The sequence below is a fragment of the Agromyces sp. 3263 genome, assembly GCF_031456545.1.
Taxonomy (GTDB): domain Bacteria; phylum Actinomycetota; class Actinomycetes; order Actinomycetales; family Microbacteriaceae; genus Agromyces.
The window spans coordinates 1,576,959-1,600,691 of sequence record NZ_JAVDUV010000001.1; the positions used below are offsets into that span (position 1 = coordinate 1,576,959).

22 protein-coding genes are annotated in these 23,733 nt (G+C 71.6%); 9 read left to right on the plus strand and 13 right to left on the minus strand.

What is annotated here, in order from left to right:
- Nucleotides 1-8: 8 nt before the first annotated feature.
- Nucleotides 9-875 (minus strand): iron uptake transporter permease EfeU, encoded by an 867-nt coding sequence (gene efeU, locus J2X63_RS07140; protein ID WP_309975542.1) that lies wholly within the window; start codon nucleotides 873-875, stop codon nucleotides 9-11.
- A 162-nt stretch (nucleotides 876-1,037) separates the two neighbouring features.
- Between efeU and J2X63_RS07145 the strand changes: the two genes are divergently transcribed.
- Together J2X63_RS07145 and J2X63_RS07150 are read left to right on the plus strand one after the other, a co-directional pair.
- On the plus strand, nucleotides 1,038-3,200 hold the full coding sequence (locus J2X63_RS07145) for a S9 family peptidase (protein WP_309975544.1): 2,163 nt from the start codon (nucleotides 1,038-1,040) through the stop codon (nucleotides 3,198-3,200).
- A gap of 105 nt (nucleotides 3,201-3,305) precedes the next feature.
- Nucleotides 3,306-4,625 (plus strand): FAD-binding oxidoreductase, encoded by a 1,320-nt coding sequence (locus tag J2X63_RS07150; protein WP_309975546.1) that lies wholly within the window; start codon nucleotides 3,306-3,308, stop codon nucleotides 4,623-4,625.
- A 10-nt stretch (nucleotides 4,626-4,635) separates the two neighbouring features.
- On the opposite strand, the gene J2X63_RS07155 is transcribed toward J2X63_RS07150, so the two are convergent.
- From J2X63_RS07155 to J2X63_RS07170, 4 genes are all read right to left on the minus strand, one after another.
- Nucleotides 4,636-5,133 carry a GNAT family N-acetyltransferase gene (locus tag J2X63_RS07155; RefSeq protein ID WP_309975548.1) on the minus strand — a complete coding sequence of 166 codons (498 nt, stop codon included), beginning with the start codon at nucleotides 5,131-5,133 and terminating at the stop codon, nucleotides 4,636-4,638.
- Entirely contained in the window at nucleotides 5,130-5,741 is a 612-nt protein-coding gene (locus tag J2X63_RS07160; RefSeq protein ID WP_309975550.1) for a DUF1349 domain-containing protein, read from the minus strand. Before J2X63_RS07160 ends, J2X63_RS07155 begins: the two co-directional genes overlap by 4 nt.
- 50 nt (nucleotides 5,742-5,791) lie before the next feature.
- Entirely contained in the window at nucleotides 5,792-6,133 is a 342-nt protein-coding gene (locus tag J2X63_RS07165; RefSeq protein WP_309975552.1) for a DUF2834 domain-containing protein, read from the minus strand.
- A gap of 69 nt (nucleotides 6,134-6,202) precedes the next feature.
- Complete coding sequence (locus J2X63_RS07170) at nucleotides 6,203-6,859, minus strand: hypothetical protein (RefSeq protein ID WP_309975554.1); 657 nt, start codon at nucleotides 6,857-6,859, stop codon at nucleotides 6,203-6,205.
- A gap of 123 nt (nucleotides 6,860-6,982) precedes the next feature.
- Between J2X63_RS07170 and J2X63_RS07175 the strand changes: the two genes are divergently transcribed.
- Nucleotides 6,983-7,588, plus strand: coding sequence for a GIY-YIG nuclease family protein (locus J2X63_RS07175; RefSeq protein WP_309975556.1), 606 nt, complete (start codon nucleotides 6,983-6,985; stop codon nucleotides 7,586-7,588).
- An 85-nt stretch (nucleotides 7,589-7,673) separates the two neighbouring features.
- Here the strand turns inward: J2X63_RS07175 and J2X63_RS07180 are convergent, their stop codons facing one another.
- Nucleotides 7,674-7,898: a hypothetical protein gene (locus J2X63_RS07180; RefSeq protein ID WP_309975558.1), complete on the minus strand. Its 225-nt coding sequence runs from the start codon at nucleotides 7,896-7,898 to the stop codon at nucleotides 7,674-7,676.
- A 45-nt stretch (nucleotides 7,899-7,943) separates the two neighbouring features.
- Here J2X63_RS07180 and J2X63_RS07185 point away from each other — a divergent pair, with 45 nt between their 5' ends.
- Nucleotides 7,944-8,438 (plus strand): MarR family transcriptional regulator, encoded by a 495-nt coding sequence (locus J2X63_RS07185; RefSeq protein ID WP_309975560.1) that lies wholly within the window; start codon nucleotides 7,944-7,946, stop codon nucleotides 8,436-8,438.
- 32 nt (nucleotides 8,439-8,470) lie between these two features.
- Here the strand turns inward: J2X63_RS07185 and J2X63_RS07190 are convergent, their stop codons facing one another.
- The 5 genes from J2X63_RS07190 to J2X63_RS07210 form a co-directional block, all read right to left on the minus strand.
- Nucleotides 8,471-9,388, minus strand: a complete 918-nt coding sequence (locus J2X63_RS07190) for an NAD(P)-binding domain-containing protein (protein ID WP_309975561.1) — start codon at nucleotides 9,386-9,388, stop codon at nucleotides 8,471-8,473.
- A 129-nt stretch (nucleotides 9,389-9,517) separates the two neighbouring features.
- Nucleotides 9,518-10,681, minus strand: coding sequence for an alcohol dehydrogenase catalytic domain-containing protein (locus tag J2X63_RS07195; RefSeq protein WP_309975563.1), 1,164 nt, complete (start codon nucleotides 10,679-10,681; stop codon nucleotides 9,518-9,520).
- Between the two features lie 79 nt (nucleotides 10,682-10,760).
- Nucleotides 10,761-12,158: an MFS transporter gene (locus tag J2X63_RS07200; RefSeq protein WP_309975565.1), complete on the minus strand. Its 1,398-nt coding sequence runs from the start codon at nucleotides 12,156-12,158 to the stop codon at nucleotides 10,761-10,763.
- A 205-nt stretch (nucleotides 12,159-12,363) separates the two neighbouring features.
- Nucleotides 12,364-13,287: an EamA family transporter gene (locus J2X63_RS07205; protein WP_309975567.1), complete on the minus strand. Its 924-nt coding sequence runs from the start codon at nucleotides 13,285-13,287 to the stop codon at nucleotides 12,364-12,366.
- Between the two features lie 19 nt (nucleotides 13,288-13,306).
- Complete coding sequence (locus J2X63_RS07210; protein WP_309975569.1) at nucleotides 13,307-14,860, minus strand: FAD-dependent monooxygenase; 1,554 nt, start codon at nucleotides 14,858-14,860, stop codon at nucleotides 13,307-13,309.
- A gap of 46 nt (nucleotides 14,861-14,906) precedes the next feature.
- Here J2X63_RS07210 and J2X63_RS07215 point away from each other — a divergent pair, with 46 nt between their 5' ends.
- A complete protein-coding gene (locus J2X63_RS07215) occupies nucleotides 14,907-15,878 on the plus strand; it encodes a cation diffusion facilitator family transporter (protein WP_309975572.1) in 972 nt (323 codons plus the stop codon).
- A gap of 45 nt (nucleotides 15,879-15,923) precedes the next feature.
- On the plus strand, nucleotides 15,924-17,207 hold the full coding sequence (locus tag J2X63_RS07220; protein WP_309975574.1) for an AI-2E family transporter: 1,284 nt from the start codon (nucleotides 15,924-15,926) through the stop codon (nucleotides 17,205-17,207).
- Nucleotides 17,208-17,228: 21 nt separating this feature from the next.
- Here the strand turns inward: J2X63_RS07220 and J2X63_RS07225 are convergent, their stop codons facing one another.
- Nucleotides 17,229-18,074: a DNA/RNA non-specific endonuclease gene (locus tag J2X63_RS07225; protein ID WP_309975576.1), complete on the minus strand. Its 846-nt coding sequence runs from the start codon at nucleotides 18,072-18,074 to the stop codon at nucleotides 17,229-17,231.
- A 127-nt stretch (nucleotides 18,075-18,201) separates the two neighbouring features.
- On the opposite strand from J2X63_RS07225, the gene J2X63_RS07230 reads away from it, so the two are divergent.
- Nucleotides 18,202-20,073 (plus strand): alkyl sulfatase dimerization domain-containing protein, encoded by a 1,872-nt coding sequence (locus J2X63_RS07230; RefSeq protein ID WP_309975578.1) that lies wholly within the window; start codon nucleotides 18,202-18,204, stop codon nucleotides 20,071-20,073.
- Nucleotides 20,074-20,158: 85 nt separating this feature from the next.
- Here the strand turns inward: J2X63_RS07230 and J2X63_RS07235 are convergent, their stop codons facing one another.
- Nucleotides 20,159-21,001: a DNA/RNA non-specific endonuclease gene (locus J2X63_RS07235; protein ID WP_309975579.1), complete on the minus strand. Its 843-nt coding sequence runs from the start codon at nucleotides 20,999-21,001 to the stop codon at nucleotides 20,159-20,161.
- A 264-nt stretch (nucleotides 21,002-21,265) separates the two neighbouring features.
- Here J2X63_RS07235 and J2X63_RS07240 point away from each other — a divergent pair, with 264 nt between their 5' ends.
- Both J2X63_RS07240 and J2X63_RS07245 read left to right on the plus strand, forming a co-directional pair.
- A complete protein-coding gene (locus J2X63_RS07240; RefSeq protein ID WP_309975580.1) occupies nucleotides 21,266-22,651 on the plus strand; it encodes an aminotransferase class V-fold PLP-dependent enzyme in 1,386 nt (461 codons plus the stop codon).
- Between the two features lie 146 nt (nucleotides 22,652-22,797).
- Nucleotides 22,798-23,661, plus strand: a complete 864-nt coding sequence (locus tag J2X63_RS07245; RefSeq protein ID WP_309975582.1) for an SDR family oxidoreductase — start codon at nucleotides 22,798-22,800, stop codon at nucleotides 23,659-23,661.
- Nucleotides 23,662-23,733 lie beyond the last annotated feature (72 nt).

Genomic DNA, 23,733 nt, shown 5'->3' on the forward strand with positions numbered 1-23,733 from the left:
GCAGAGGGTCAGTGCGCGGCGACCGGCGAGACAGGCGTCGCGGGCGCGGCAGCCGGTGTGGGCTTCGGCGCACTGCGACGGCGCAGCAGCCGCAGGTAGAGCGACATCGTGACGGCGACGTACGCGACCCAGCCGACGACCTGCGCCCACGTGGGCTCGGGCGTGAAGTTGAAGATGCCGCTGAGCACGGCGTGCAGCCAGCCGCCCGGGGGGATCACGGCGGTGAGGCTGTAGGCGGTCACGCCGCCGCCCGGAATGACCGAGGCCTCCTGCAGGTCGCCGATCGCGTAGGACAGCACTCCGGCGGCGACGAGGATGAGGAACACGCCCGTCCAGGTGAAGAACTTCCCGAGGTTGATGCGCACGAGGCCCCTCGAGATGCCCCACGAGACGACGACGGCGGTGAGGATGCCGAGCACGGCGCCGATCGTGCCGAGCACGGGGTCGTTGCCGCCCGCGACGCTGGCCCAGACGAACAGCGCGGTCTCGACTCCCTCGCGGCCGACGCTCACGGCGCCGAGCACGACGATGGCGATCCAGGACCCGGTGAGCGCGGTGTCGACCCGCCCGCGCAACTCGGAGGAGAGGGTGCGGCCGTGCGTGCCCATCCAGAAGATCATCCACGTGACCATGGCCACGGCGAGGAGCGAGAGCGTGCCGCCGAGGATCTCCTGCGCCTGGAACGTCATGGCGTACGGGCCCCACGTGAGTAGCGCGCCGACGCCGAGCGAGATCGCCACGGCGATGCCGATGCCGACCCAGAGCTTGCCGAGCAGGTCGCGCCGGCCCAGCTTGCCGAGGTAGGCGACCAGGATGCCCACGATGAGACCTGCTTCGAGGCCTTCACGGAGGCCGATCAGGTAGTTGGCGAGCACGTGCGTCTCCCGGCTAGGAACGAGTGGATTGAGCTAAGGCTAACCTAAGCAACCATTCGCGGCGAAACGGATGCTCATCTCCGACGCACGGCGTCACCCCGGCAGCGCCCGCCCTCGAGACGCCCTCGAACCTCGACGGCCCATGGGCGTAGCGTGGACGTCGTGCTGACCCCGCCGAAGACCGAGAAGCGTCCGATCCAGCGCGAGCACCACGGCGACGTGGTGATCGACGAGTACGAGTGGCTGCGGGCCAAGGACGATCCGGCGGTGCTCGCCCACCTCCACGAGGAGAACGCCTACACGAAGGCGAAGACCGAGCACCTCGCGATCCTGCAGGAGCTCATCTTCGAGGAGATCAAGGAACGCACGAAGGAGACCGACCTCAGCGTGCCGAGCCGCGAGGGCGAGTGGTGGTACTACACGCGCACCGTCGAGGGGCAGCAGTACGGCATCCACTGCCGCGCGCCCATCTCGAGCCCCGACGACTGGGAGCCGCCGGTGCTGCCCGAGCTCACGGGCGATGAGCTGCCGGATGCCGCGGACGAGTCGATCCCGGGCGAGCAGGTGCTGCTCGACGACAACCTCGAGGCCGCCGGTCACGACTTCTACTCGCTCGGCAGCTTCGACGTGACCGCCGACGGCGCCACCATGCTCTACGCCATCGACGTGGAGGGCGATGAGCGCTACACGATCCGCCTCAAGGCGATCGACGGCACCGACCGGGTCTACGACGACGTCATCGAGGGAACCGCGGCCGGCGCCGTGTTCGACCCGTCGGGCCGCTACCTCTTCTACGCCACCGTCGACGAGTCGTGGCGCCCCGACACCATCTGGCGGCACGAGGTCGGCACCGCGGCATCCGACGACGTCTCGGTCTTCCACGAGCCCGACGAGCGGTTCTGGCTCGGGGTGGGCCTCACCCGCAGCCGCAAGTACCTCATGATCGAGGCGGGCTCGAACGTCACCGGCGAGACGTGGCTGCTCGACACGGCCGAGCCCGCCGGCGACTTCAAGGTCGTCTGGCCGCGCAAGGACGGCGTGGAGTACGACGTCGAGCACGTCGTCGCCGGCGGCGTCGACCGGCTGCTCATCGTGCACAACGACGACGCCGTGAACTTCGAGCTCGTGAGCGTCGCGGCATCCGACCCGCAGGGGCCGCGACGGATGCTGCTGCCCCACGATCCCGCCGTGCGGCTCGAGGGCGTCGACGCCTTCCGCGACTTCGTCGCCGTCGAGTACCGGCGCGAGGGGCTGCCGCGCGTGGCGGTCGCGAAGGTGCCGCCGGCCGGACTTCCCGCGGATGCCACGCCCGACGACACCCTGCACGAACTGCCGTTCGACGAGGCGCTGTTCTCCGTGGGCGTCGGATCGAATCCCGCGTGGGAGCAGCCGACCTTGCGCATCGGGTACTCCAGCTTCGTCACTCCGTCGACCGTGTACGACGTCGTGGTCGCGACTGGCGAGCGTCGGCTGCGCAAGCGCCAGCCGGTGCTCGGCGACTACGACGCGACGCGCTACGCGCAGCGACGCGAGTGGGCCGTCGGCGACGATGGGACGCGCATCCCGATCTCGCTCGTGTACCGGCACGACCTCGTCGACCTCGGCACGCCGGCGCCCACGTTGCTCTACGGCTACGGGTCGTACGAGCACTCCGTCGACCCGGGGTTCGGCATCCCCCGGCTGTCGCTGCTCGACCGCGGCATGATCTTCGCGGTCGCGCACGTGCGCGGCGGCGGTGAGATGGGCCGGCTCTGGTACGAGCACGGCAAGAAGCTCGAGAAGCGCAACACGTTCACCGACTTCGTCGCCGCGGCGAGGCACCTCATCGACGAGGACATCACCGCACCCGACCGGCTCGTCGCCCAGGGCGGCAGCGCCGGCGGGCTGCTCATGGGCGCCGTGGCGAACATGGGGCCGCGGTACTTCTCGGGCATCCTCGCCGAGGTGCCGTTCGTCGACCCGCTGACCTCGATCCTCGACCCGTCGCTGCCGCTCACGGTCATCGAGTGGGACGAGTGGGGCAACCCGCTCGACGATGCCGAGGTGTACCACTACATGAAGTCGTACTCGCCGTACGAGAACGTGCACGTCAACCACTACCCGCCGATCCTCGCCGTGACGTCGCTCAACGACACGCGCGTGCTCTACGTCGAGCCGGCGAAGTGGGTGGCACGGCTGCGCGATGCCGGCGCCGACCCGCTGCTGAAGACGGAGATGGCGGCCGGGCACGGCGGCGTCTCGGGGCGCTACTCCGCGTGGCGGGAGCGGGCGTTCGCCTACGCGTGGGTGATCGACCGGGCGAAGGCGCACCCGTCGGGCGAGTAGGGACGCCGCAGTGGCGGTCGGAGCCGGCGGTGCATGCGAACGCAGGGATTCCGCGCTGAGCGAGCATCGATTCCGCTTGTCGGCGGCCTCTGCCAGAGTGACGGAATGTCGATCCTCTCCGAATTGAGTGAGCGCGTTCCCGGCCGGGCGCATGGCCCCGGCACCACCGAATACGACGCCGGTGCGGCGGTCTTCGCGGGCGTCGGCGAACCACAAGTCGTCGTGCGCCCGCGCACGGCCGACGAGGTCGCCGCGGCCGTCGGCCTCGCCGCGGCATCCGGCCTGCCCATCGCCGTGCGCAGCGGCGGTCACGGCCTCCTGCCCGTCGACGACGGCCTCGTCATCGACCTCGCCGAGCTCACGGCCGTCGAGCTGCGACCCGACGGCACGGTGAGCGTCGGCGCCGGAGCCCGCTGGGCCGACGTCGCCGCCGTCCTGTCGCCGCACGGGCTCGCGGTGAGCTCGGGCGACACTCGCGACGTCGGCGTCGGCGGGCTCGCCCTCGGCGGCGGCATCGGATGGTTCGTGCGCCAGCAGGGCCTCGCCGCCGACGCCCTGCGCGAGGTCGAGCTCGTCACCCCGACCGGCGACGTGCTCACCGTCGACGAGACGTCGCACCCCGACCTGTTCTGGGCGTTGCGCGGCGGCGGGGGCAACTTCGGCGTCGTCACCCGCTTCGTGTTCCAGCCGACCCCGGGCGACGGCCTCGTCGGCGGGCATGTGCACTTCGACACGTCCGACGTGCCCGCGGTGCTTCGTGCGTGGCGCGACGTGATGCGCGCCGGGCCCGACGAGCTCAACTCCACGCTCACCGTCATGCCCGAGTTCGCCCCCGGCATGCCGGCCGGCCCGCAGCTCGGCATCGCGCTGCAGGGCGACGAGTCGCGGCTCCGCGAGCTCCTCGAACCACTGCTGTCGCTGCCGTCGGTCACCGAGGTGTCACTCGGACCGGTGGCCTACGGCGACCTGCTCGAAGACGCACCGCCCGGAAGGCCGCCGTTCGTGTTCGTCGGCGGTAACGGGTTCGTGCCCGACCTCTCCGACGAGGCGCTCGACGCGATCGCCCGTGCGTACGACCGCGAGGTGCCCACCATGGTGCTGCTGCGCGCCCTCGGAGGCGCGTTCGGTCGGGTGGCCCCCGATGCCACCGCGATCGCCCATCGCGACGCCGAGGCGCTCCTCATCGTGAACGGCGTGCTCCAGCCCGACGCCACGCCCGAGCAGGTGGCCGCCGCCAAGGCCGGCAGCGATGCCGCGCTCGCCTACACGAGCGGAACCTACGGGAACTTCTCCGCCGAATACGGCGACGCCGTGACCGCGTCGATGTATCCGCCGCACACGCTCGAACGCCTGCGTCGCATCAAAGCGGAGATCGATCCGGGCAACGTGTTCCGGCGCAACCACAACATCACGCCGGCTCGCTGAGGGAGGCGCGTCAGGCGAGCGTGAGCAGCATCGTGTCGGAGCCGCCGTTGCGTCCGACCGTGCGGAAACCCGCCCGTTCATAGAGATGGCGGGCGCGGTTGCCGTCCTCGACGCTCAATGAGATCCCGCGCAGGGCCCGGCGCCGCGCCTCGCGGACCACGGCGTCGAGCACGGCGGCGCCCAAGCCGCGCCCGCGGTGGGGCGGGAACGTGGTGATGCTCAGCTCGGGCACGTCGTCGGCGACGAATCCGTAGCCCGGGTCATCGGCGGTCAGGAAGACGACCCAGGCCACGGCGAGCACCGTCTCACGGTCGTCTTCGTCATCGTCATCAACGACCGCCGCCGTGCCGAAGTCCCGAGCGCCGTCGAACGAGGTGTAGTAGTGGGCCAGGTCGGGCATGCCGTCGACCTGCTCGGGCTCGAACCGCGGTCCGTCCCAGTTCATGTTCGCGAGCGTCGCGTCGCGCAGCAGCCCGCGGTCGTCGTCGGTGAGCGGTCGCAGCCTCATCCGATCGGCGGGTCCTCGTGCAGGTCGGCATCGGGCGCGGTGAACGCCCACTCCGTGAACCGCACCTCGAGATCGGCGCGCATCGGGGCGCAGATCATGGGGCCGACGGATGCCGCGCCGGCGGTGAACGGCGCGACGCGGAGGGTTCGCCAGCCACCCGCATCGCTCCGCGCGCGCAACGTGACGGCGTCGCCCGCCTCGCCACCACGGCTGGCCCGGATCGTGACGAGCCGCCCGGCCCACTCGGGCACGGGTGCGAGCGACCAGTCGGACACCCCGTTCGTCACGACGGCGCCGACATGCAGCACGCCGTCGGAGACCTCGAGGCCAGTCTTGATCCACCGCTCGGCGCCTGCCCAGAGCAGCAGGCCTGCCTGGTCGTAGAGCCCGGTGAGCGTGGACGTGTCGAAGGTGACCTCGACCGCGGCATCCGTCGGCCACTCGGCCACGAGTCCGTGGCCGTCGTCGTGCACGAAGCCGTAGTGGGTGGTGCGCCACCAGTCGCTGCCCTCGATGGCCGTGACGACGAGGTCGCCGCCCTCGCCCCGCGACGCCGCGGGCTCGCTCGTCCAGCTGCCCGATGCCCAGTCCACGCGCGTCCGCTCCATGCACTCCACGCTATCCGCCACCTCCGTCGGCGTCGGCCGGCGGAGTGCGTTCAGGCGGTGGCGTCCGCCAGCGCGTTCAGCCGCCGCTGCCGCATCGCGAGGAAGAGCGGGAAGGTGAACGCGAACGCCGTGAGTCCCGACGCCACGACGTAGAGCCATCCGAAGCGCATGCCGATGCGGCGCGCCTCGACGATGATGAAGATGCTGCCCGCGATCGCCGCGACGAGCAGGTCGACGGTGATCGACGACACGGCCGGCCCGCTCGAGACGAGGTCGCCGATGAAGTCGTGCAGGCCGACGATGGCGAGGGCGTTGAACCACCAGGTGCCGATCAGTCCCGCGATGGAGAGCAGCAGGTAGACGACGGCGAGCGGGCTCCAGTGGTTGGTCATGCTCCCAGTGTGGCGCGGCCGGCCTCGCCGGAGCAGCCGCTGCGCAGTCGCAGGCGGTGGATCCGCCGCTCAGCCCGACCAGGTGCCGAACGAGTCGTCGAGCTCGTCGAACGTCTCGCGCCGCTGCCGGGCGTCGGCGAGGTCCCGCTTCAGATCGAGCGTGAGGCCGCGCATGCGGTCGTCACGCTCTCGCTCGTAGGCCTCGTCGATCTCGATCTCGGGCCACTCCTGGGCGAGCCGCGCCTCGATGACGCCCGCGATCTCCTCCCAGGCCTCCTGCCGCGCCCGTTCGGCGAACTCCGCGAGGTAGGCGTCGTCGTTGCGGAGCTCGGTCAGGCGCTCGGCCACCGCGGCGTTCACGCGCTGCCGCAGGCGGAGGTTCCAGGCATCCGCCCGGTGGTAGTCGTGCTGGTGCGCCGAGCGGCCCTCGCGCTGCGCGGCCGACTCGCGTTCTGCCGCCGACCATTCGGCCACCTCGTCGAGCTCCTGCACGAGCTCGTGAAGCACCTCGCGCGCCGCGGCCGAGGCCCGCACGGCGTCGAACGGCTCGTCGCCGCGGAGGGCCATCACGATGATGCGGTTCTTCAGCGCCATGCGGCCCGCGGCCTCCGAGACGAGCAGGCCCTCGGCGAAGGACTCCTCGAACGTGAGCGGCTCCACCTCGGGCAGGGCGGTGCGGTCGAACGGCGCGAACCGCTCCCGCTTCCGTCTCCGCCAGATGCGCATGGTGATGCCGGCCTCTCACCCTCGAACGCCCGTGCCCGCCGCGGGTCCGGCGGTCGGAGAACGAGCCTATCGCGGTGGCGCGAACGCCCGTCGGGTGTCGGGGGTGGCGCGTAGCCTGCCGGCATGAGTGCAGCGGATGCCGCGAGCGGGCGCCACGACGACCCGGGCACCGGGTGCCGGCTCGCCGACGCCGCGGGTCGACCGTGCGGCCGCCCGGTCGACGCCGAGACGCCGCTCGGGCTCTGTCGCGAGCACCTGCTCGAGGCGTACGACTGGGTCAGCCGCGACGCCGGGGTGACCGACGTGCTGCCGTCGCCGTGCCGGGCCTGCGGGTCGAACGTCGGCGTCCGCTATCCGTCGGGGTGGGTCTGCGCCGAGTGCGAGTGGCGCGTGGGCGACGTGCCCGACGACGAGCTCGACCGGCCGCGCGTCGAGGTCGTCTACTACATCCGCTACCGCGACCAGATCAAGATCGGCACCTCCGTGAACCCGCGCATGCGGCTCGCGGTGCTGCCGCATGACGAGGTGCTCGCGTTCGAGCGCGGAGGGCGCCCGCTCGAGCAGCGGCGGCACGTGCAGTTCGCCGCGCACCGGTATCCGGGCACCGAGTGGTTCGCGGTGCACGACGCGCTGCTGGAGCACGTCGCCGAGCTGGCGGCCGGCATCGACGATCCGTGGGCGGAGTACGAGCGGTGGGTGCTGCGGCGCCTGGCGGTGGCGCGGCCCTAGCGGTGGCAATGGCCCGGGCCGGGAGCGCACGGACCTGGCCGCGAGCGGACGCCCGCCCGCGCTGCGAGCGGGGTGCCACCCCCGCCTAGGGGCAGCGCAGCTGCGTGCGCTCGAACGTGCGGTCGATGTGGTGCTCCGACATGGGTGCCCCGCAGAGCGGACAGGCGGCGGCGCGGTTCGGCGCGGGCTCCTCGTCGTAGGGCCCCAGCGGCGGCGGGCCGATCCAGGGGAGCAGCCGCGCGTTCAGGCGTTCGATGAGGCCGGCGTAGCCGCGCCTGCCCGGTCGATCGGAACTGACGGGTCGTGTCATAATCATTAGTGTACTAACTATTCGCTCACACCGCATACTGGACCCATGGACGACCGATCCGCCGCCACCGCAACCGCATCCGCGACCGCAGCCGTCGACGGCGCGGCATCCGACGACCTCCTCGCCCTCGAGAACCAGGTGTGCTTCGCGCTGGCCGTGGCCGCCCGGGGCGTCATCGGCGTCTACCGGCCGATCCTCGAGCCGCTCGGCCTGACACACCCGCAGTACCTCGTGATGCTCGCCCTCTGGGGCCGCAGCCCACGCACCGTGCGCGACCTGGGCGACGCGCTCCAGCTCGAGCCGGCCACGCTGTCGCCGCTGCTGAAGCGGCTCGAGGCCCAGGGCTACCTCACCCGGGAGCGCAACGCCCGTGACGAGCGCGCCCTCGACGTGGCGTTGACGGATGCCGGTCGCGCGCTGCGGGAGCAGGCGCTCGGCATCCCCCCGCAGGTCGTCGATCGGCTCGGTATGAGCATGGACGAGCTCGCCGCCCTGCGCGACCGTCTCACGGACGTGATCGCCGCGGTGCAGCGGAGCTGACACCGGCGCGCTGCCGCGGCATCCGTCGATCCTCAGGCGTCGGGATCGAACCCGGCGACCGTGCCGTCGGCCGAGGCGTACTTCACGATGAGGCTGCAGTCCTTGCCGCCGTAGCCCTCGCCGATGAGCCGCTCGAACTGGTCGAGCGCGATGCGGCCCGCCGGCAGGTGCAGCCCCGCCTCCTCCCCCGCTGCGAGCGCGAACGACAGGTCCTTCTCGGCGAGCACGGTCGTGAAGGTGGCGTCGAAGTTGCGGTTCGCCGGGCTCGTGGCGACGACGCCGGGCGCCGGATACCAGGTGCGTAGCGGCCAGGAGTCGCCCGACGACACCGACGCGACCCGGAAGAACGTCTCGGCGTCGAGTCCGAGGTGCGCTGCGAGCTGCGAGCCCTCGGCGACGCCGAGCAGCGACACGAAGAGCATGAGGTTGTTCGCGAGCTTCGCCGCGATGCCCATGGTCGGCCCGCCGACCGGGAAGACATGCCCGGCCATGGGCTCGACGAGCGCGGCGGCCTCGGCGACCGCCGATGTCTCCCCGCCGAGCATGAAGGTGAGGCTGCCGGCCGTCGCACCGGCGATGCCGCCCGAGACCGGCGAGTCGACGAACCGGAAGCCCCGGGCCGCCGACTCATCGTGACTCCAGCGGGAGGTTTCGACGTCGACCGTCGACGTGTCGAGCAGCAGCGCGCTCGTCGGCGCCGTCGCCCACACGCCGCCCTCGCCGCCGAGCACCTCGCGCACGTGCTCGCCGCGCGGCAACGACGTGAACACCGCGTCGGCGCCCGCCACCGCGTCGGCGATCGACGCGACGACCTGCACGCCGCGGGCAGCAGCTGCATCTCGGCAGGCGGAGTCGGGATCGACCCCGCGCACCTCGTGTCCGGCGGCGACGAGGTTGCCCGACATCGGGCCGCCCATGTGTCCCAAGCCGATCCAGGCGATCGTCGCCATGTGCCCCTCCCGACCTCGTCGACGCGGAGTGCGCTCGGTGCGGGCGAGCCGACCGGCTCCCGCGCCTCCCACGATACGTTCGCGGCATCCGCCCGGCAACGGATGCCGCGGTCGCCCGCGACCGGCCGCTCAGAACCGGATGACCTGCCGGATCGCCGCGCCCGCGGCGAGCGTGTCCATCGCCTCGTTGACGTCGTCGAGTGCGATGTGCGACGAGATCAGCGCCTCGACGGGCAGGCGGCCCTGCCGCCACAGCTCGGCGTACCGCGGGATGTCCCGCGACGGCACCGCCGACCCGAGGTAGCTGCCCACGATCGTGCGGGCCTCGGCGGTGACGGTGAGCGGCGAGAATTCCACCCGCGCGGTCGGCGACGGCAGGCCGACCGTCACGGTGCGCCCGCCGGGTGCGGTGAGCGCGAACGCGGTCTCGAAGGCGCGCGGATGCCCCGCCGCCTCGACCGCCACCGCCGCCCGGACTCCCGCCGCCATCGCCTCGTCGGGCGTGAACGCCGCGGATGCCCCGAGCTCGCGTGCCCGGTCGAGCTTCGACGCCACCGCATCGACGCCGATGACGCGTCCGTGGCCGAGCGACACCGCGGTGATGAGCGCGGCCATGCCGACGCCGCCGAGGCCCACGACCACGACGTCCTCGCCAGGACGCACGCCACCCGCGTTCACGACCGCGCCGCCGCCGGTGAGCACGGCGCAGCCGAGCACGGCCGCGATGTCGGGCGGCACGTCGGCGCCGATCACCACGGCTGAGCGTCGGTCCACGACCGCGTACGTGGCGAAGCCGGACACGCCGAGGTGATGGTGCACGGGCCGCCCGTCCCGCCGAAGTCGGATGCCGCCGTCGAAGAGCGTGCCCGCGGTGTTCGCCGCGGTCCCCGGCGTGCACGCCATGACGCCGCCGGTGCGGCATCCGTCGCATTCACCGCACCGCGGCAGGAACGCCGTGACCACCCGGTCGCCGACGGCGAAGCCCGCAGCGGATGCCGCGGCGCCGACCGCCTCGACGATGCCGGCGGCCTCGTGGCCGAGCAGCATCGGCACGGGGCGCGGCCGGGTGCCGTCGACGACCGACAGGTCGGAGTGGCAGACGCCGGCCGCCTCGATCCGCACGAGCAGCTCGTCGGGGCCGGGCGGCTCGAGCTCGAGCTCGCCGACCGTGATCGGTCGCGACGCCGCGAACGGACGCCCCCGACCGAGCTCCTCGAGCACGGCTCCGGTGATGGTGCGGGTCGCGGTGGCCGTGCTGCCAGTGGTGGCGGCCGAGGTGGTGGCTTCGGTCACGATTCGTTCCGTTCTCGTGCCTCGAGTGGGCGATCCAAGATCGCCCACTCGCGTGGATCGATGGTGCGGATGCCGCGTCCTACCCGACCCGCGCGGCCTCTTCGGCCAGGCGCTCGCGGTCGGCGTCGTCGATCGAGCGGAGCGAGATGCCGACCGTCTCGCGCAGCGCGATGACGGCGACGAGCGTGACGGCGGCCGAGATCGCGAGGTAGATCGCCACCGGCACCCAGCTCTCGTAGGTCGACAGCAGCATCGTCGCGATGATCGGTGCGAGCGAGCCCGCGATGATCGACGTGACCTGGTAGCCGAGCGAGACGCCCGAGTAGCGCATGCGGGTCGGGAACATCTCCGCCATGATCGCCGGCTGGCTGGCGTACATGAGCGCGTGGATGATCAGGCCCACGATGAGCACGCCGACGATCAGCCAGTCGTTCTTCGTGTCGAACAGCGGGAACGCCACGAAGCCCCACACCGCGGCGAGCACGGCGCCGACCGCGTAGACGGGCTTGCGGCCGAGCCGGTCGCTCATGCGCCCGATCACCGGGATCACGGCGAAGTGCACGACGTGCGCGAACAGGATGAGCGTGAGGATCGTCGACGTGATCATGCCGAGGTGGGCCGACATGTAGGTGATCGAGAACGTCACCACGAGGTAGTACATAATGTTCTCGCCGAAGCGGAGGCCCATGGCGGTGAAGACGCCGCGCGGGTAGCGCTTGAGCACCTCGATCACGCCGTAGTTGGTCTTCTTGGCCGCCTCGGCCTCCTTCTGCGCCTCGAGGAAGATGGGCGCGTCGGTGACCTTCGTGCGGATGTAGTAGCCGACGGCGACGATCACGACCGAGAGCCAGAAGCCGACGCGCCAGCCCCACGCGAGGAACTGCTCCTCGGTGAGCGTGCGCGAGAGGGTGAGCAGCACGACGGTGGCGAGCAGGTTGCCGGCGGGCACGGCGGCCTGCGGCCAGCTCGCCCAGAACCCGCGCTCTCGGTCGGGCGAGTGCTCGGCCACGAGGAGCACCGCGCCGCCCCACTCGCCGCCGACCGCGAAGCCCTGGAAGAAGCGAAGCACGATGAGCAGGATCGGCGCGGCGTAGCCGATCTGGTCGAAGGTCGGCAGGCAGCCCATGAGGAAGGTGGTCACGCCGACGAGGATGATCGCCAGCTGCAGGAGCCGCTTGCGGCCGTACTTGTCGCCGAAGTGCCCGAAGACGATGCCGCCGAGCGGTCGGGCGATGAAGCCGACCGCGTAGGTGAGGAACGCCTTGATGATGTTGTCGAGCGGGTTGTCGCTCGGCGGGAAGAAGATGACGTTGAACACCAGCGTCGCGGCGGTGGCGTAGAGGAAGAACTCGTACCACTCGACGATCGTGCCGGCCATCGAGGCGGCGACGACCTTGCGCAGGCCGGTGCGGACGGGCGACCCCTGCGGGTCGGCGGATGTTGGGGACGGGCCCTGCGTCGTACGGTCGACGGCCATTGGCGACTACCTCCTTGTAGTGGCGACGCGAGGAAGGGGTGTCACGTCGCAGGCGATTCTGGCCCGGCGGCTCCACGTGCGGCAATCGCGTATCCCGCACAGCGGGTGTGCATTCCTGCAGATCGGCGGTGACGAGCGGATGCCGCGAGCGCAGGTGAGCGGATGCCGCGAGCGCACGCCGAGCGGATCCCGCGAGCCGACGCCGCTACGCCATGCCCTCCGCGGTCTGCTCGAGGTCGGACTTGGGCCGGTCGCGCTGGGTGGCGATCGCCGTGCCCGCGGCGCCGCACACGATCGCGATGGCGACCACCTCGAGCGGGGTGAACGTCTCCGACAGCACGAGCCACCCGAAGACCGCGGCGATGACGGGCCCGAAGCTCGTGATGATCGCGTAGAGGCGGGGCGTGATGCGGCGCAGGATGAACGTGTCGAGGCTGTAGGGCAGCGCCGACGAAAGCACCCCGACGCCGACGAGCAGCGCGGCGACGCGCCAGTCGATCACCGAGGCGTCGAACGTCGCGATCGCGAACGGCAGCAGCAGCGCCAGGCTCACGATGCTCGCGACGGTGAGTCCCTCCAAGCCGGGCAGTCCGACGGCCACGCGGCGGGTCAGCACGATGTAGCCGGCCCACGCGGCGGCGGCGGTGAGGGCGAGGGCGACGCCCCACGGGTCGATCGCCGCGGCATCCGACGAGCCGGGGCCGATGAGCAGCACCACGCCGGCGCCCGCGGCGAGCGCGCACGCCACGTCGAGGACCCGTCGCGACGACAGGAGCGCGATGGCGAGAGGGCCGAGGAACTCGATGGTCGCCGCGATGCCGAGCCCGAGCAGGTGCACCGACTGGTAGAACGCGAGGTTCATGACGGCGAGCACCACGCCGAGCGCGAGGGCCGGCCAGAGGCGGCGCCACGTGAGCTCGGCGCGCTTGGGCCGATAGAAGGGCAGCACCGCCGCGACCATCACGATCTGGCGTGCCGCCACGACCACGAAGGACCCGACGATCGGGATGAGCAGGCCCGCGAGCGACGAGCCGAAGTTGATCGACACCTCGGTGCCGAGCTGGGTGGCCGCTCCGGTGAATCGGCGACGGCGCAGCAGCGCGTCCTGGTCGTCGAGTTCGGGGGTCACCCGTCGACGATACGCCGACTCAGCCCGCGAGCTGTTCACGGAAGGCGGGCGGCCCGCCGGGCACGGCGCGAGCGGATGCCGCGGCCGCGACGAACCCGTCGGGCCGCACGAGGTACACGAGACCCGGGTCCAGGCGCCCCTCCGGGTCGGGCGGGAACACGTGCCATTCGAGTCCGAGCGTCTCCGCGATCGCACGCACCTCGGGCTCGTAGGCGCCGTACCCGTGCACCTGCCAGGTGAACGACCGGAGCACGGCGAAGTTGTCGACGTCGCCGCCGAGCCATGGCAGCCGCCGCCCGACGACGGGGTCGCGTCCCGACGTGCGCGGCGACATCCGGTAGTGGATACGGGTCTGCGACAGGTAGCCGAACACCCGCCGTCCTCCGATCAGGCGCGGCAGCAGTCGCACGGCGACGGGTCCGATGATGGGCACCACCCGGCCGCGCACGAACCGCGCGAGCCGGCCACCGGCCGTGACGACCCCGAACATGCGGTCGGTCATGTCGACGAGGATGCGTCCCACCGGGCGGCGCTCCGCCTCGTACCGGTCGAGCCGAGCGTCGGGCATGCCGCGCACCAGCACGTCGGCGAAGGCGCACGCCAGGTTGTGCGCCTCCTGCAGCCCGGTGTTCATGCCCTGCGCGCCGACCGGCGAGTGGATGTGCGCGGCGTCGCCGACCAGGAAGCAGGGGCCGACGCGGAACCGCTTCGCGAGCCGGTGATGCAGCCGGTACTGCGAGAACCAGGCCGAGTCCGTGTAGGCGACGCCGAACTCCCGGCGCACCAGGTGCTTCACGGTGTCCTCGGCGAGTTCGCCGGCCTCGTCGAGGTCCCGGTCGCGCACGACGCCGAGCAGGCGCATGCGACTCGCACCCATCGGGAACCCGAGCAGGAAGTGCTCGGCGGTGATGCGGATGTTGATGGCTCCGTCGACGAGACCGGTCACGCCGGCGGCATCCGTCACGTAGAAGCTGTGCTCGTTCGTCACGCCCTCGAACGGCACGTCGAGCGCCTCGCGCACCGGCGAGTGCGCGCCGTCGGCCCCGACGCAGTAGCGGGCGCGCACCACGACCGGCCCCTGGGGGCCGTCGAGGGTCGCGATGACGGATGCCGCGCCGGCGCGTTCGCCGTCGCCGGCGTCATCGCCGGCCACGACGTCGAGCCGCCTGAGCCGGTGACCCCACCGCACCTCGCGGCCGAGGTCGCCCAGCGCGTCGACGAGCATGCGCTCATTGCGGCTCTGCTCGAAGACCGTGACCTCCAGGTAGGGGCTCACCCCCTCGCCGATCCCACGCAGTTCGACCCGCCCGAACGGGCGGCTGCCCGCGCCGGGCACCACCGCGGTGGCCGGCGACCGCTCGGCGAGCACCCGGTCGACGAGTCCGAGCTGGTCGTACACCTCCATGGTGCGCGCCTGCACGGCGAGCGCCCGCGACTCGCGCGTCGGACCCGCCTTGCCGTCGACGATGATCGCGTCGACGCCGAGCCGGGCGAGCACCACGGCGAGCATCAGCCCGCTGGGGCCGGCGCCGACGACGAGCACGTCGGTCTCGAGTTCCCCGCCGCCTGCCATCCCTCCACTGTGGCACCGCCGAGGCATCCGGTGCCAGACTCGGACGATGACGGCGGAACGACCCGAGCAGCCGGCGGAGCGAGGCGCCGCGCCACCGGCGGAGGAGCCCGCGGAGAGCCTCGTCACCGTGGTCGTGGCGCTCGTCGTGAACGCGCTCATCGCGGCGGCGAAGTCGTTCGCAGCCGTCATCACCGGATCGGCGTCGATGGTCGCCGAGGCCGCGCACTCCTGGGCGGATACCGGCAACGAGGTGCTGCTGGTCATCGCCGAGCGCCGCTCGCAGAGGCCGGCGGATGCGCGGCATCCGCTCGGCTTCGGCAAGGACGCCTACATCTGGTCGATGTTCGCGGCCTTCGGGCTGTTCACGGCGGGCGCCGTCGTCTCGATCCAGCACGGCATCTCCGAGCTCGTCGATCCCGAGCCGGCGAGCGACTACGGCGTCGCCTACGCGGTGCTCGGCATCTCGTTCGTGCTCGAGGGCATCTCGTTCATCCGCGCCTACCGCCAGGCTCGAGCGGACGCACACAGGCGCAGCGTGGCCACGCTCGAGCACGTGGCCCGCAGCTCGAACCCGACCCTGCGCGCCGTCTTCGCCGAGGACGCCGCGGCGCTCATCGGCCTCGTCATCGCGTTCTTCGGCGTCGGGCTCCACCAGTTGACGGGTTCGCCGGTCTACGACGCGATCGGCTCCCTGCTCGTCGGCGTGCTGCTCGGCGTCGTCGCGGTCGTGCTCATCGCCCGCAACCGGGCCTTCCTCCTCGGCGAGGCGGTCGACGACGCCCTGCGCGACGCGGTGCGGGACGAGATCCTGGAGTCGCCCGAGATCGATCGGGTCGGCTTCCTGCACATGGAGTTCATCGGCCCCGGCACGGTGCTGCTCGTGGCCGCGGTGGACCTCGTCGACGATCGCTCCGAGGCGGATGCCGCACGCGAGCTGCGGCGGCTCGAATCGGAGCTCATCCGACGACCGCACGTGGGCCGCGCCTTCCTGACGCTCGCCGCCCCGGAAGACGGGTGACTCATGCGAACTGGATGATGCCGCGCGCGGCATCCGCTCGCTAGGGTGGGCACGAGCGCGGGTCGGGGCGACCTGCTGATCGGAGTCCTCATGTGGTGGACCAAGAAGAAGGAACCGTCGCCTGATGACGCCGACGCGGCGGCCGATGCGGCGGAGGTGGCAGCGGCGCAGGCCGCGGTCGAGGACTCGACGTCGAAGCACCGCAACGCGTTCATCCTCATGGGCATCGGGGGCGCCGCCCTCGCGACGTTCGGCATCGCCGCCATCTCGGGCATCTTCGGCCCCGTGTTCTTCGCCCTCGTGCTCACGATCTGCGTGCACCCCTTGCGGGTCTGGCTCGAGAAGCGCGGCGTGCCGCGCGGCATCGCCACCGGATCGGTCATCACCGCCGTGACGCTGCTGCTCCTCGGTTTCGGATACCTCGTGCTCGTCGCGTTCGGGCAGTTCGCCGAACTGCTTCCGCAGTTCAAGCCCCAGATCGTGGCCTTCGGGCAGGACGTGGCCGCGTGGCTCTCCTCGATCGGCATCACCTCCACCGAGCTCAGCGACGTGGCCGCCGGGTTCGATCCGGGGCAGCTGGTCGGGTTCGTCGGCGGCCTGGTCGGTGGCCTCACGGGCTGGATCACCCTACTCGTCATCCTCTTCACCATGCTGCTCCTCATGGCGATGGACGCCGGATTCGTGCCGACCGTGCTGCGCGAGCTCTACACCGTGCGACCGCTCGTGGCCGTCTCGCTGGTGAGCTACGGCAGCAACGTGCGACGGTACATGGTCGTCACGACGGTGCTCGGAATCGCGCAGGGCATCGTCAACTGGATCGCGCTGCTCATCCTCCAGGTGCCCGGCGCGTTCATCTGGGGACTGCTCGCGTTCGTCTGCTCGTTCATCCCCAACATCGGCTACTTCATCGCGATCGTCCCGCCGATCATCTTCGGCGCGCTCGTGGGCGGCTGGCCCACCGTGATCGCCGTCATCGTCGTCTACGGGGTCATCAACGCCGTCATCCAGTCGGTCATCCAGCCGCGAGTCGTCGGCAAGGCCGTGAACCTCAGCCAGACCATCACGTTCTTCTCCGTGCTGTTCTGGGCCGTGGTCATCGGGCCGATCGGGGCGATCCTCGCGATTCCCCTGACGTTGATCGTGCGCCTGGTCCTCGTCGACACCAATCCGTCGATGGCCTGGATCCGTCCGATGCTCGGCGAGCTCGACCAGACGAGGGAGATCATGGCGCAGTTCGACGCCGAGGCGAAGGCGGCCCGTAAGGCACGCAGGGCCGAGAAGCGCGCGGCCGGCGGCGGGGACTCGGCGACGACGGGCGCGCCCGCGTAGGGCAGTCGGAGCAGCTCCAGCTCAGTGCCGCACGCGGGACGAGAGCAGGATGTCTGCCGGCTCCTCGATGCGCCGCCACCCCAGCTCGGTGACCGCTTTCGGCATGCGGTCGGCCGCGATGAGGTCGGGCATGACGAGCCCCGTGGCGGCGGCGATGTCGGCGATCGGAACCTGGAACGTGCGGAACGGGCCGAGCGGAGGCGCCTCGCCCGCCGACGGCTCGCGCACCGAGCCCGTGTCGACCAGGGGGGTCTGGTCGACGACGAAGCCCACGGCGGCGAGGGCTCCCGTGTCGCCATGCTCCGACCCGTCACCGTCGGTGTTCCATGCCGCGATCTTCCAGAACCGCAGTGGCACGCGGATGCCGCGATACGGCGGATCTCCATCGCCGAGCACCGGCGCGGTGAACACGCTGAGCCGCTGGCGGTGCGCCCGCGCGTGCTCCAGCACGTGGTCTTCGAGGCCGAGCCACAGCTCCTTCGACTGGTTGAAGCCCGACGCCTGCGGCGCCGCGTTCGTGTAGCGGAACGTGTCGGAGTTGGCGCGGGCGGCGACCTCGGGCGGACCCCACACCGGATCGCGCCGGCGAACGAGGTGGCCGCGGTCGAGGTCGTTGTCGGCGTACACGAGCGGGCCGGCCTGCCAGTCGATGGGGATCCGGTCGTCGAACTGCCACCGGTCGCCGCGCTCGAGCTCGACGAGCGCGGCACCATCGACGTTGACGCCCGTGACCCGCGCGAACCGGCGCACGGTGTCGAGCACCACGGTGAAGTGCACCGAGTCGAGCTCGACGGATGCCGCGGCATCCGCTTCGGGCACTCGCGGCAGCGGAGCCGCCACCCCCAGGAATTGCGCGTCGAAGCCCATGCGCCCACTCGACCACGGCCCGCTGACAATCCGGCCGGAGTTCACGTTCGGGATGTGGACGCGACCACGGCCGCGACGTGAGAATGGGCGGACGGGCGATGGCCGCCCGCGAGCGGGGGGATGCGCGATGTCGAACACGACCGAGAACGACCACGACCAGCAGGACGGCGCCGACCCGGCCTTCCCGTACGCCGACCGACGCGACTTCGAGGATGCGCGCCGTGGCTTCATCGCCACCATCGAGCCCGCCGTCATCCGCGGCGCCGACGGCAGCGTGGTGTACGACATCGACTCGTTCCGGTTCCTCGACGGCGAAGGGTCGCCCGCGGTGCATCCGAGCCTCTGGCGACAGTCGCAGCTGGTGCAGCAGCACGGCCTCTTCGAGGTCGTCGAGGGCATCTACCAGGTCCGCAACTTCGACCTGTCGAACATCACGTTCGTCGAGGGCGACACGGGCGTCATCGTCATCGACCCGCTGATCTCCACCGAGACCGCCGCGGCGGCGCTCGCCCTGTATCGCGAGCACCGCGGCGAGAAGCCCGTGGTCGCCGTGATCTACACGCACTCTCACATCGACCACTTCGGGGGCGTCAAGGGCGTCGTCTCGCAGGCGGAGGTCGACGCGGGTGTCCCGGTGATCGCACCGGCCGGATTCCTCGAGCACGCGATCTCCGAGAACGTCTACGCCGGCACCGCCATGGGCCGCCGCGCCGCGTACATGTACGGCGCGGCCCTCCCGCGCGGCGAGCGCGGCAGCGTCGGCGCCGGCCTCGGGCAGTCGACGTCGAACGGCACGGTCACGCTCATCGCGCCCACCGTGTACGTGACGCGAACGGGCGAGGAGCACACGATCGACGGCGTGCGCATCGTGTTCCAGATGGCGCCAGGCACCGAGGCGCCGTCGGAGATGCACTTCTTCTTCCCCGATCGCAAGGCGCTCTGCATGGCCGAGAACGCCACGCACACGCTGCACAACCTGCTCACGCTCCGCGGAGCGGTGGTGCGCGACCCGCACGCGTGGGCCGGCTACCTGACCGAGGCGATCGAGACGTTCGCGGGCGAGGCCGAGGTCGCGTTCGCGTCGCACCACTGGCCGACCTGGGGCACCGAGCACATCGCCGAGTTCCTCTCCACCCAGCGCGACCTCTACGCCTACCTGCACGACCAGACGCTGCGGCTCCTCAACCAGGGCTACACCGGCACCGAGATCGCCGAGTTGATCGAGCTGCCGCCGGCCATCGAGGCGGCCTGGAACACCCACGGCTACTACGGCTCGGTGAGCCACAACGTGAAGGCGATCTACCAGCGCTACATGGGCTGGTACGACGGCAACCCGTCGCACCTCTGGCAGCACACGCCGGTCGAGGCGGGCACGCGGTACGTCGAGTTCATGGGCGGGGCGGACGCGGTGGTCGAGAAGGCGCGCGGTTCGCTCGAGTCGGGCGACCTTCGGTGGGCGGCCCAGGTGCTCGATCACGTCGTGTTCGCGCAGCCCGATCATGAGGGCGCGAAGGCGCTGCTCTCGGAGGTGCTCGAGCAACTCGGCTTCGGCAGTGAGAACGGCACCTGGCGGGCCGCCTACCTCTCGGGTTCGATGGAGCTGCGCGGCGCCGCGTTCGGCACGCCCACGAATCCCGCGGCCGCCGACCTCCTCGCCCAGCTCACGCCGGAGCTCTTCTTCGATGCGATCGCGGTGCAGGTCGACGGGCCGAGGGCGTGGGACCTCGACCTCGCGACGAGGTGGACCTTCCCCGACCACGACGGCGAGACCTACCGGGTGACGTTGCGGAACGGCGTGCTCACCGCCGCCCGCGACGGCAAGGGCGAGGTCTCGCTCACGGTGACCGTGCCGAAGTCGGCCCTCGGCGGTCTCGCGACGGGAGACGTGCAGGCGGCGATGGCCGGCGGCCTCCTGCTCGACGGCGACGCGAGCGTGCTCCAGTCGGTGCTCGGCGTGCTCGACCCCGGCGACCCGAACTTCAACATCGTCACGCCCTGACGAGCCCGGTCCGGGCCTTACGGACTCGGGCGCGAGCATGACAGCACGGATGCCGCGGCCGCGCGCCGCGGCATCCGTCTGCCGTTCACAACAGGATGTCGTCGGCGCTCGTGAGCTCGCGCATCGCCGGCACGCCTCGGGGAAGGCTCTCGGCCTCGATGAGGTCGGGCATGGCGAGTCCGGTGAGCTCGGCAATCGCGGCGACCCGCACCTGGAAGGTGCGGAACGGTCCGAGCGGCGGCGGCGCGCCCAGTTCGCGCGGCAGGAGGTCGACGTCGACGAGCGGCGACTGGTCGACGAGGAATCCGGTCGTCGCGAGCGCCTCACCCGTGCTCCACGCGGCGACCTTCCAGAACCGCAACGGGATCCGGATGCCCCGATACGGCGGATCGTCGGCGGCGAGCACCGGGCCCGTGAACACGCTGAGCTTCAGCTGGTGCGCCCGCGCGTGCTCGAGCACGTGGTCCTCGAGTCCGACCCACAGCTCGTGGCCCTGGTTGAAGTCCGACGCCTGCGGGGCGGCATTGGTGAAGTGGAAGGTGGCGTCGTTCGCGCGGGCCGCGACGTCAGGCTCGCCCCAGACGGGGTCGTTGCGCCGCACGAGGTGGCCCCGGTCGAGGTCGTTGTCGGCGTAGACCTCCGGACCGGCCTGCAGCTCCTCGGGGATCCGCTCGTCGAACACCCAGCGGTCGCCGCGCGGCACCTTCGCCAGGCGCGCGCCGTCGATGTTCACCGCGGTCACCGCCGCGAGCCGCCGGGTCGTGTCGAGCACCACGGAGAAGTGCTCGTAGGCGAGTTCGACGGATGCCGCGGCCTGCACGTCGCCGAGACGCGGCATGTTCGCCGGCACGCCCAGGAACGCCGCGTCGAAGCCGGACGCCGTCGCCGCCGCGACCGGAGCGTTCGGGATCACGGGCTCGGGGTTCATGGCATCCTCCTCGTTCCCCTCCGTTCGTGAGGGTTCCTCGCTCCCGGTATACCCTCCCAGAGGGCGCGCGGCATCAGGGACCGCCCCGAGCCGCTGGAGCGCCCGGATCGATCCATTGATGACTTCCTGCGTTGCCGGCCGCTTCGACGCATCAGTTGTGCACACGTGGTCGGTTTCATTGCGCGATTTTGCGAATCGGCCTCATCGTGTGCAACGCTTTTCAGCGGCCTCATCGTGCCGATTCTCCGAGAGGAACCCCTCACCATGACCGTAGACCTGCCCGAGGCGCGCATGCACGCGACCTCCGAGGAGACCACGCGCCTCGTCGACCTCGTGCTCGACTACTCCCGCCGGCGCATGCTCGCCACCGACACCCCGCTCGACAAGCCGATCTCGGCCTTCGAGCTCAACCGGCTCGCCGGGCGCACCATCGACGAGCACGGCATCGGCGCGACCCGCGCCCTGTCGCTGTTCGAGCACGTGCTGGCGCCGGCCTGCATCACCACCGATCACCCCGGTTACCTGTCGTTCATCCCGACCGCCCCGACGAAGGCGGCCATCGCGTTCGACCTCGTCGTGTCGGCCAGTGCCCTCTACGGCGGCTCCTGGCTCGAGGGCGCCGGTGCCGTGCACGCCGAGAACGAGGTCCTCGCCTGGCTCGCGAACGAGTTCGGGCTCCCGGCCACCGCCGGCGGCGTCTTCGTGCAGGGCGGCACCCTCGGCAACCTCTCGGCGCTCGTCGCCGCGCGTGAACACGCACGGCTCGCCGTGCACGACGCCGGCGCGGAGATGCCCTCGCGGTGGAAGATCGTGTGCAGCGCCGAGGCGCACTCCTCCATCGCCTCGGCCGCCCGGGTCATGGACGTCGACGTCCTGCCGGTGCGCCCGGGCGACGACGGGATGCTGCGGGGCGACGCCGTGCGTGCCGCACTCGAGGAGCACGGGGCATCCGTCTTCGCCGTGGTCGCCACCGCCGGCTCCACGAACTTCGGCATCGTCGACGACGTGGCGTCGATCGCAGCGCTCAAGCGCGACTTCGAGTTCTGGCTGCATGTCGACGGCGCCTACGGCCTCGCCGCCATGCTGTCGCCGCTCGCGCGGCACCGGTTCGCGGGCGTCGAGCACGCGGACTCGGTCATCGTCGATCCGCACAAGTGGCTCTTCGCCCCGTTCGACGCGTGCGCCCTCATCTACCGCGATCCCGAGACCGGCCGCCGCGCGCACACGCAGCATGCGGAGTACCTCGACACCCTCACCGAGACCAGCGAGTGGAGCCCGTCCGACTATGCCGCGCACCTCACCCGCCGCGCCCGCGGCCTGCCGCTGTGGTTCTCACTCGCCACGCACGGGGGCAGCGCCTACCGCGAGGCGATCTCGAGCTCGATCCAGCTGGCCCAGGACATCGCCCGCGAGATCGAGTCGCGCGACGGGCTGCGCCTGGTGCGCGACCCGCAGTTGTCCGTCGTGGTCTTCGAGCGCGAGGGCTGGTCGAAGGCCGACTACGACGCCTGGTCGGCCCGCCTCCTCGACGAGCAGCGCGCCTTCGTCACGCCGAGCTCGCACGGCGGCCGGCCGAACACGCGCTTCGCGATCGTGAACCCGACGACGACGTTCGAGCGGCTCGTGGAGATCCTCGACTCGATGGCCTGAGCCGGGGAACGCGCCGGGCGCCGCCGCCCGGGCGACGCCCGGGCGTTCCCCGGCGCTTGCCGCCGGCGCCGCCGAAGACGAGACTGGCGGCGAGCCAGGTCGGCAGCGCCCCCGGCTGAGGGTCGCTGCCGCGGGGCGGAGGACCGATGAACGCGTCACAGCCCATGTCGGGTCGGATCGCCGTCGTCACCGGCGCGACCGGTGGGATCGGGAAGGCCACCGCGGCCGGCCTCGCCGCCCTTGGAGCTCGCGTCGGCATCGTCGGGAGGAGTCCCGACCGGCTCGCGGCCACCGCCGCCGAACTCGGCGGCCTGGCCGGGTCCGGCCCGATCGACGTGTTCGCGGCCGACCTGTCGTCGCAGGAGCAGGTGCGCCGACTGGCCGCCGAACTCGAGGAGCGCTACCCGCGCATCGACGCGCTGGTCAACAACGTCGGGGGGTTCTGGGCCCACCGCCATGTCACGGCCGACGGCCTCGAGCTGACGTTCGCCCTGAACCACCTCGCGCCGTTCCTGCTCACCGGCCTCCTCATCGACCGCATGCGGGCGCACGGCGATGCCCGGGTCGTCGCCGTGGCGTCGAGCGCCGAGTCGCTCGGCCGGATCGACTTCGACGACCTCCAGGGCACGCAGCGCTACTCCGGCCAGCGGGCGTACAACCAGGCCAAGCTCGCCGACCTGCTGTTCACCTTCGAGCTGGCGCGTCGGCTTCGCGGGACCACCGTCACCGCGAACGCCGTGCACCCGGGCGTGACCCGCACGGCCTTCGGCGCCGAGGACCAGGCACGGCTCTACGCCTCGATGGGCGGCCTCGCGCGCCCGTTCATGCGCTCCCCTGAGCGCGGCGCCGATACGGTCGTCTGGGCGGCGTCGTCGCCCGAGCTCGACGGGACGAGCGGGCAGTACTTCCATGACCGCCGCGCGAAGCGCCCGTCGCCGCGCGCGATCGACGAGACCGCCGCGAAGCGGCTCTGGCGGGTCAGCGAGGAGCTCGTCGGCCTCACCTGGTGAACGAGGATGACCCCGACGGATGCCGCGAGCCGGCCTTGGTTGGCGAGCCGGCGGCATCCCTGCCACCCGTTC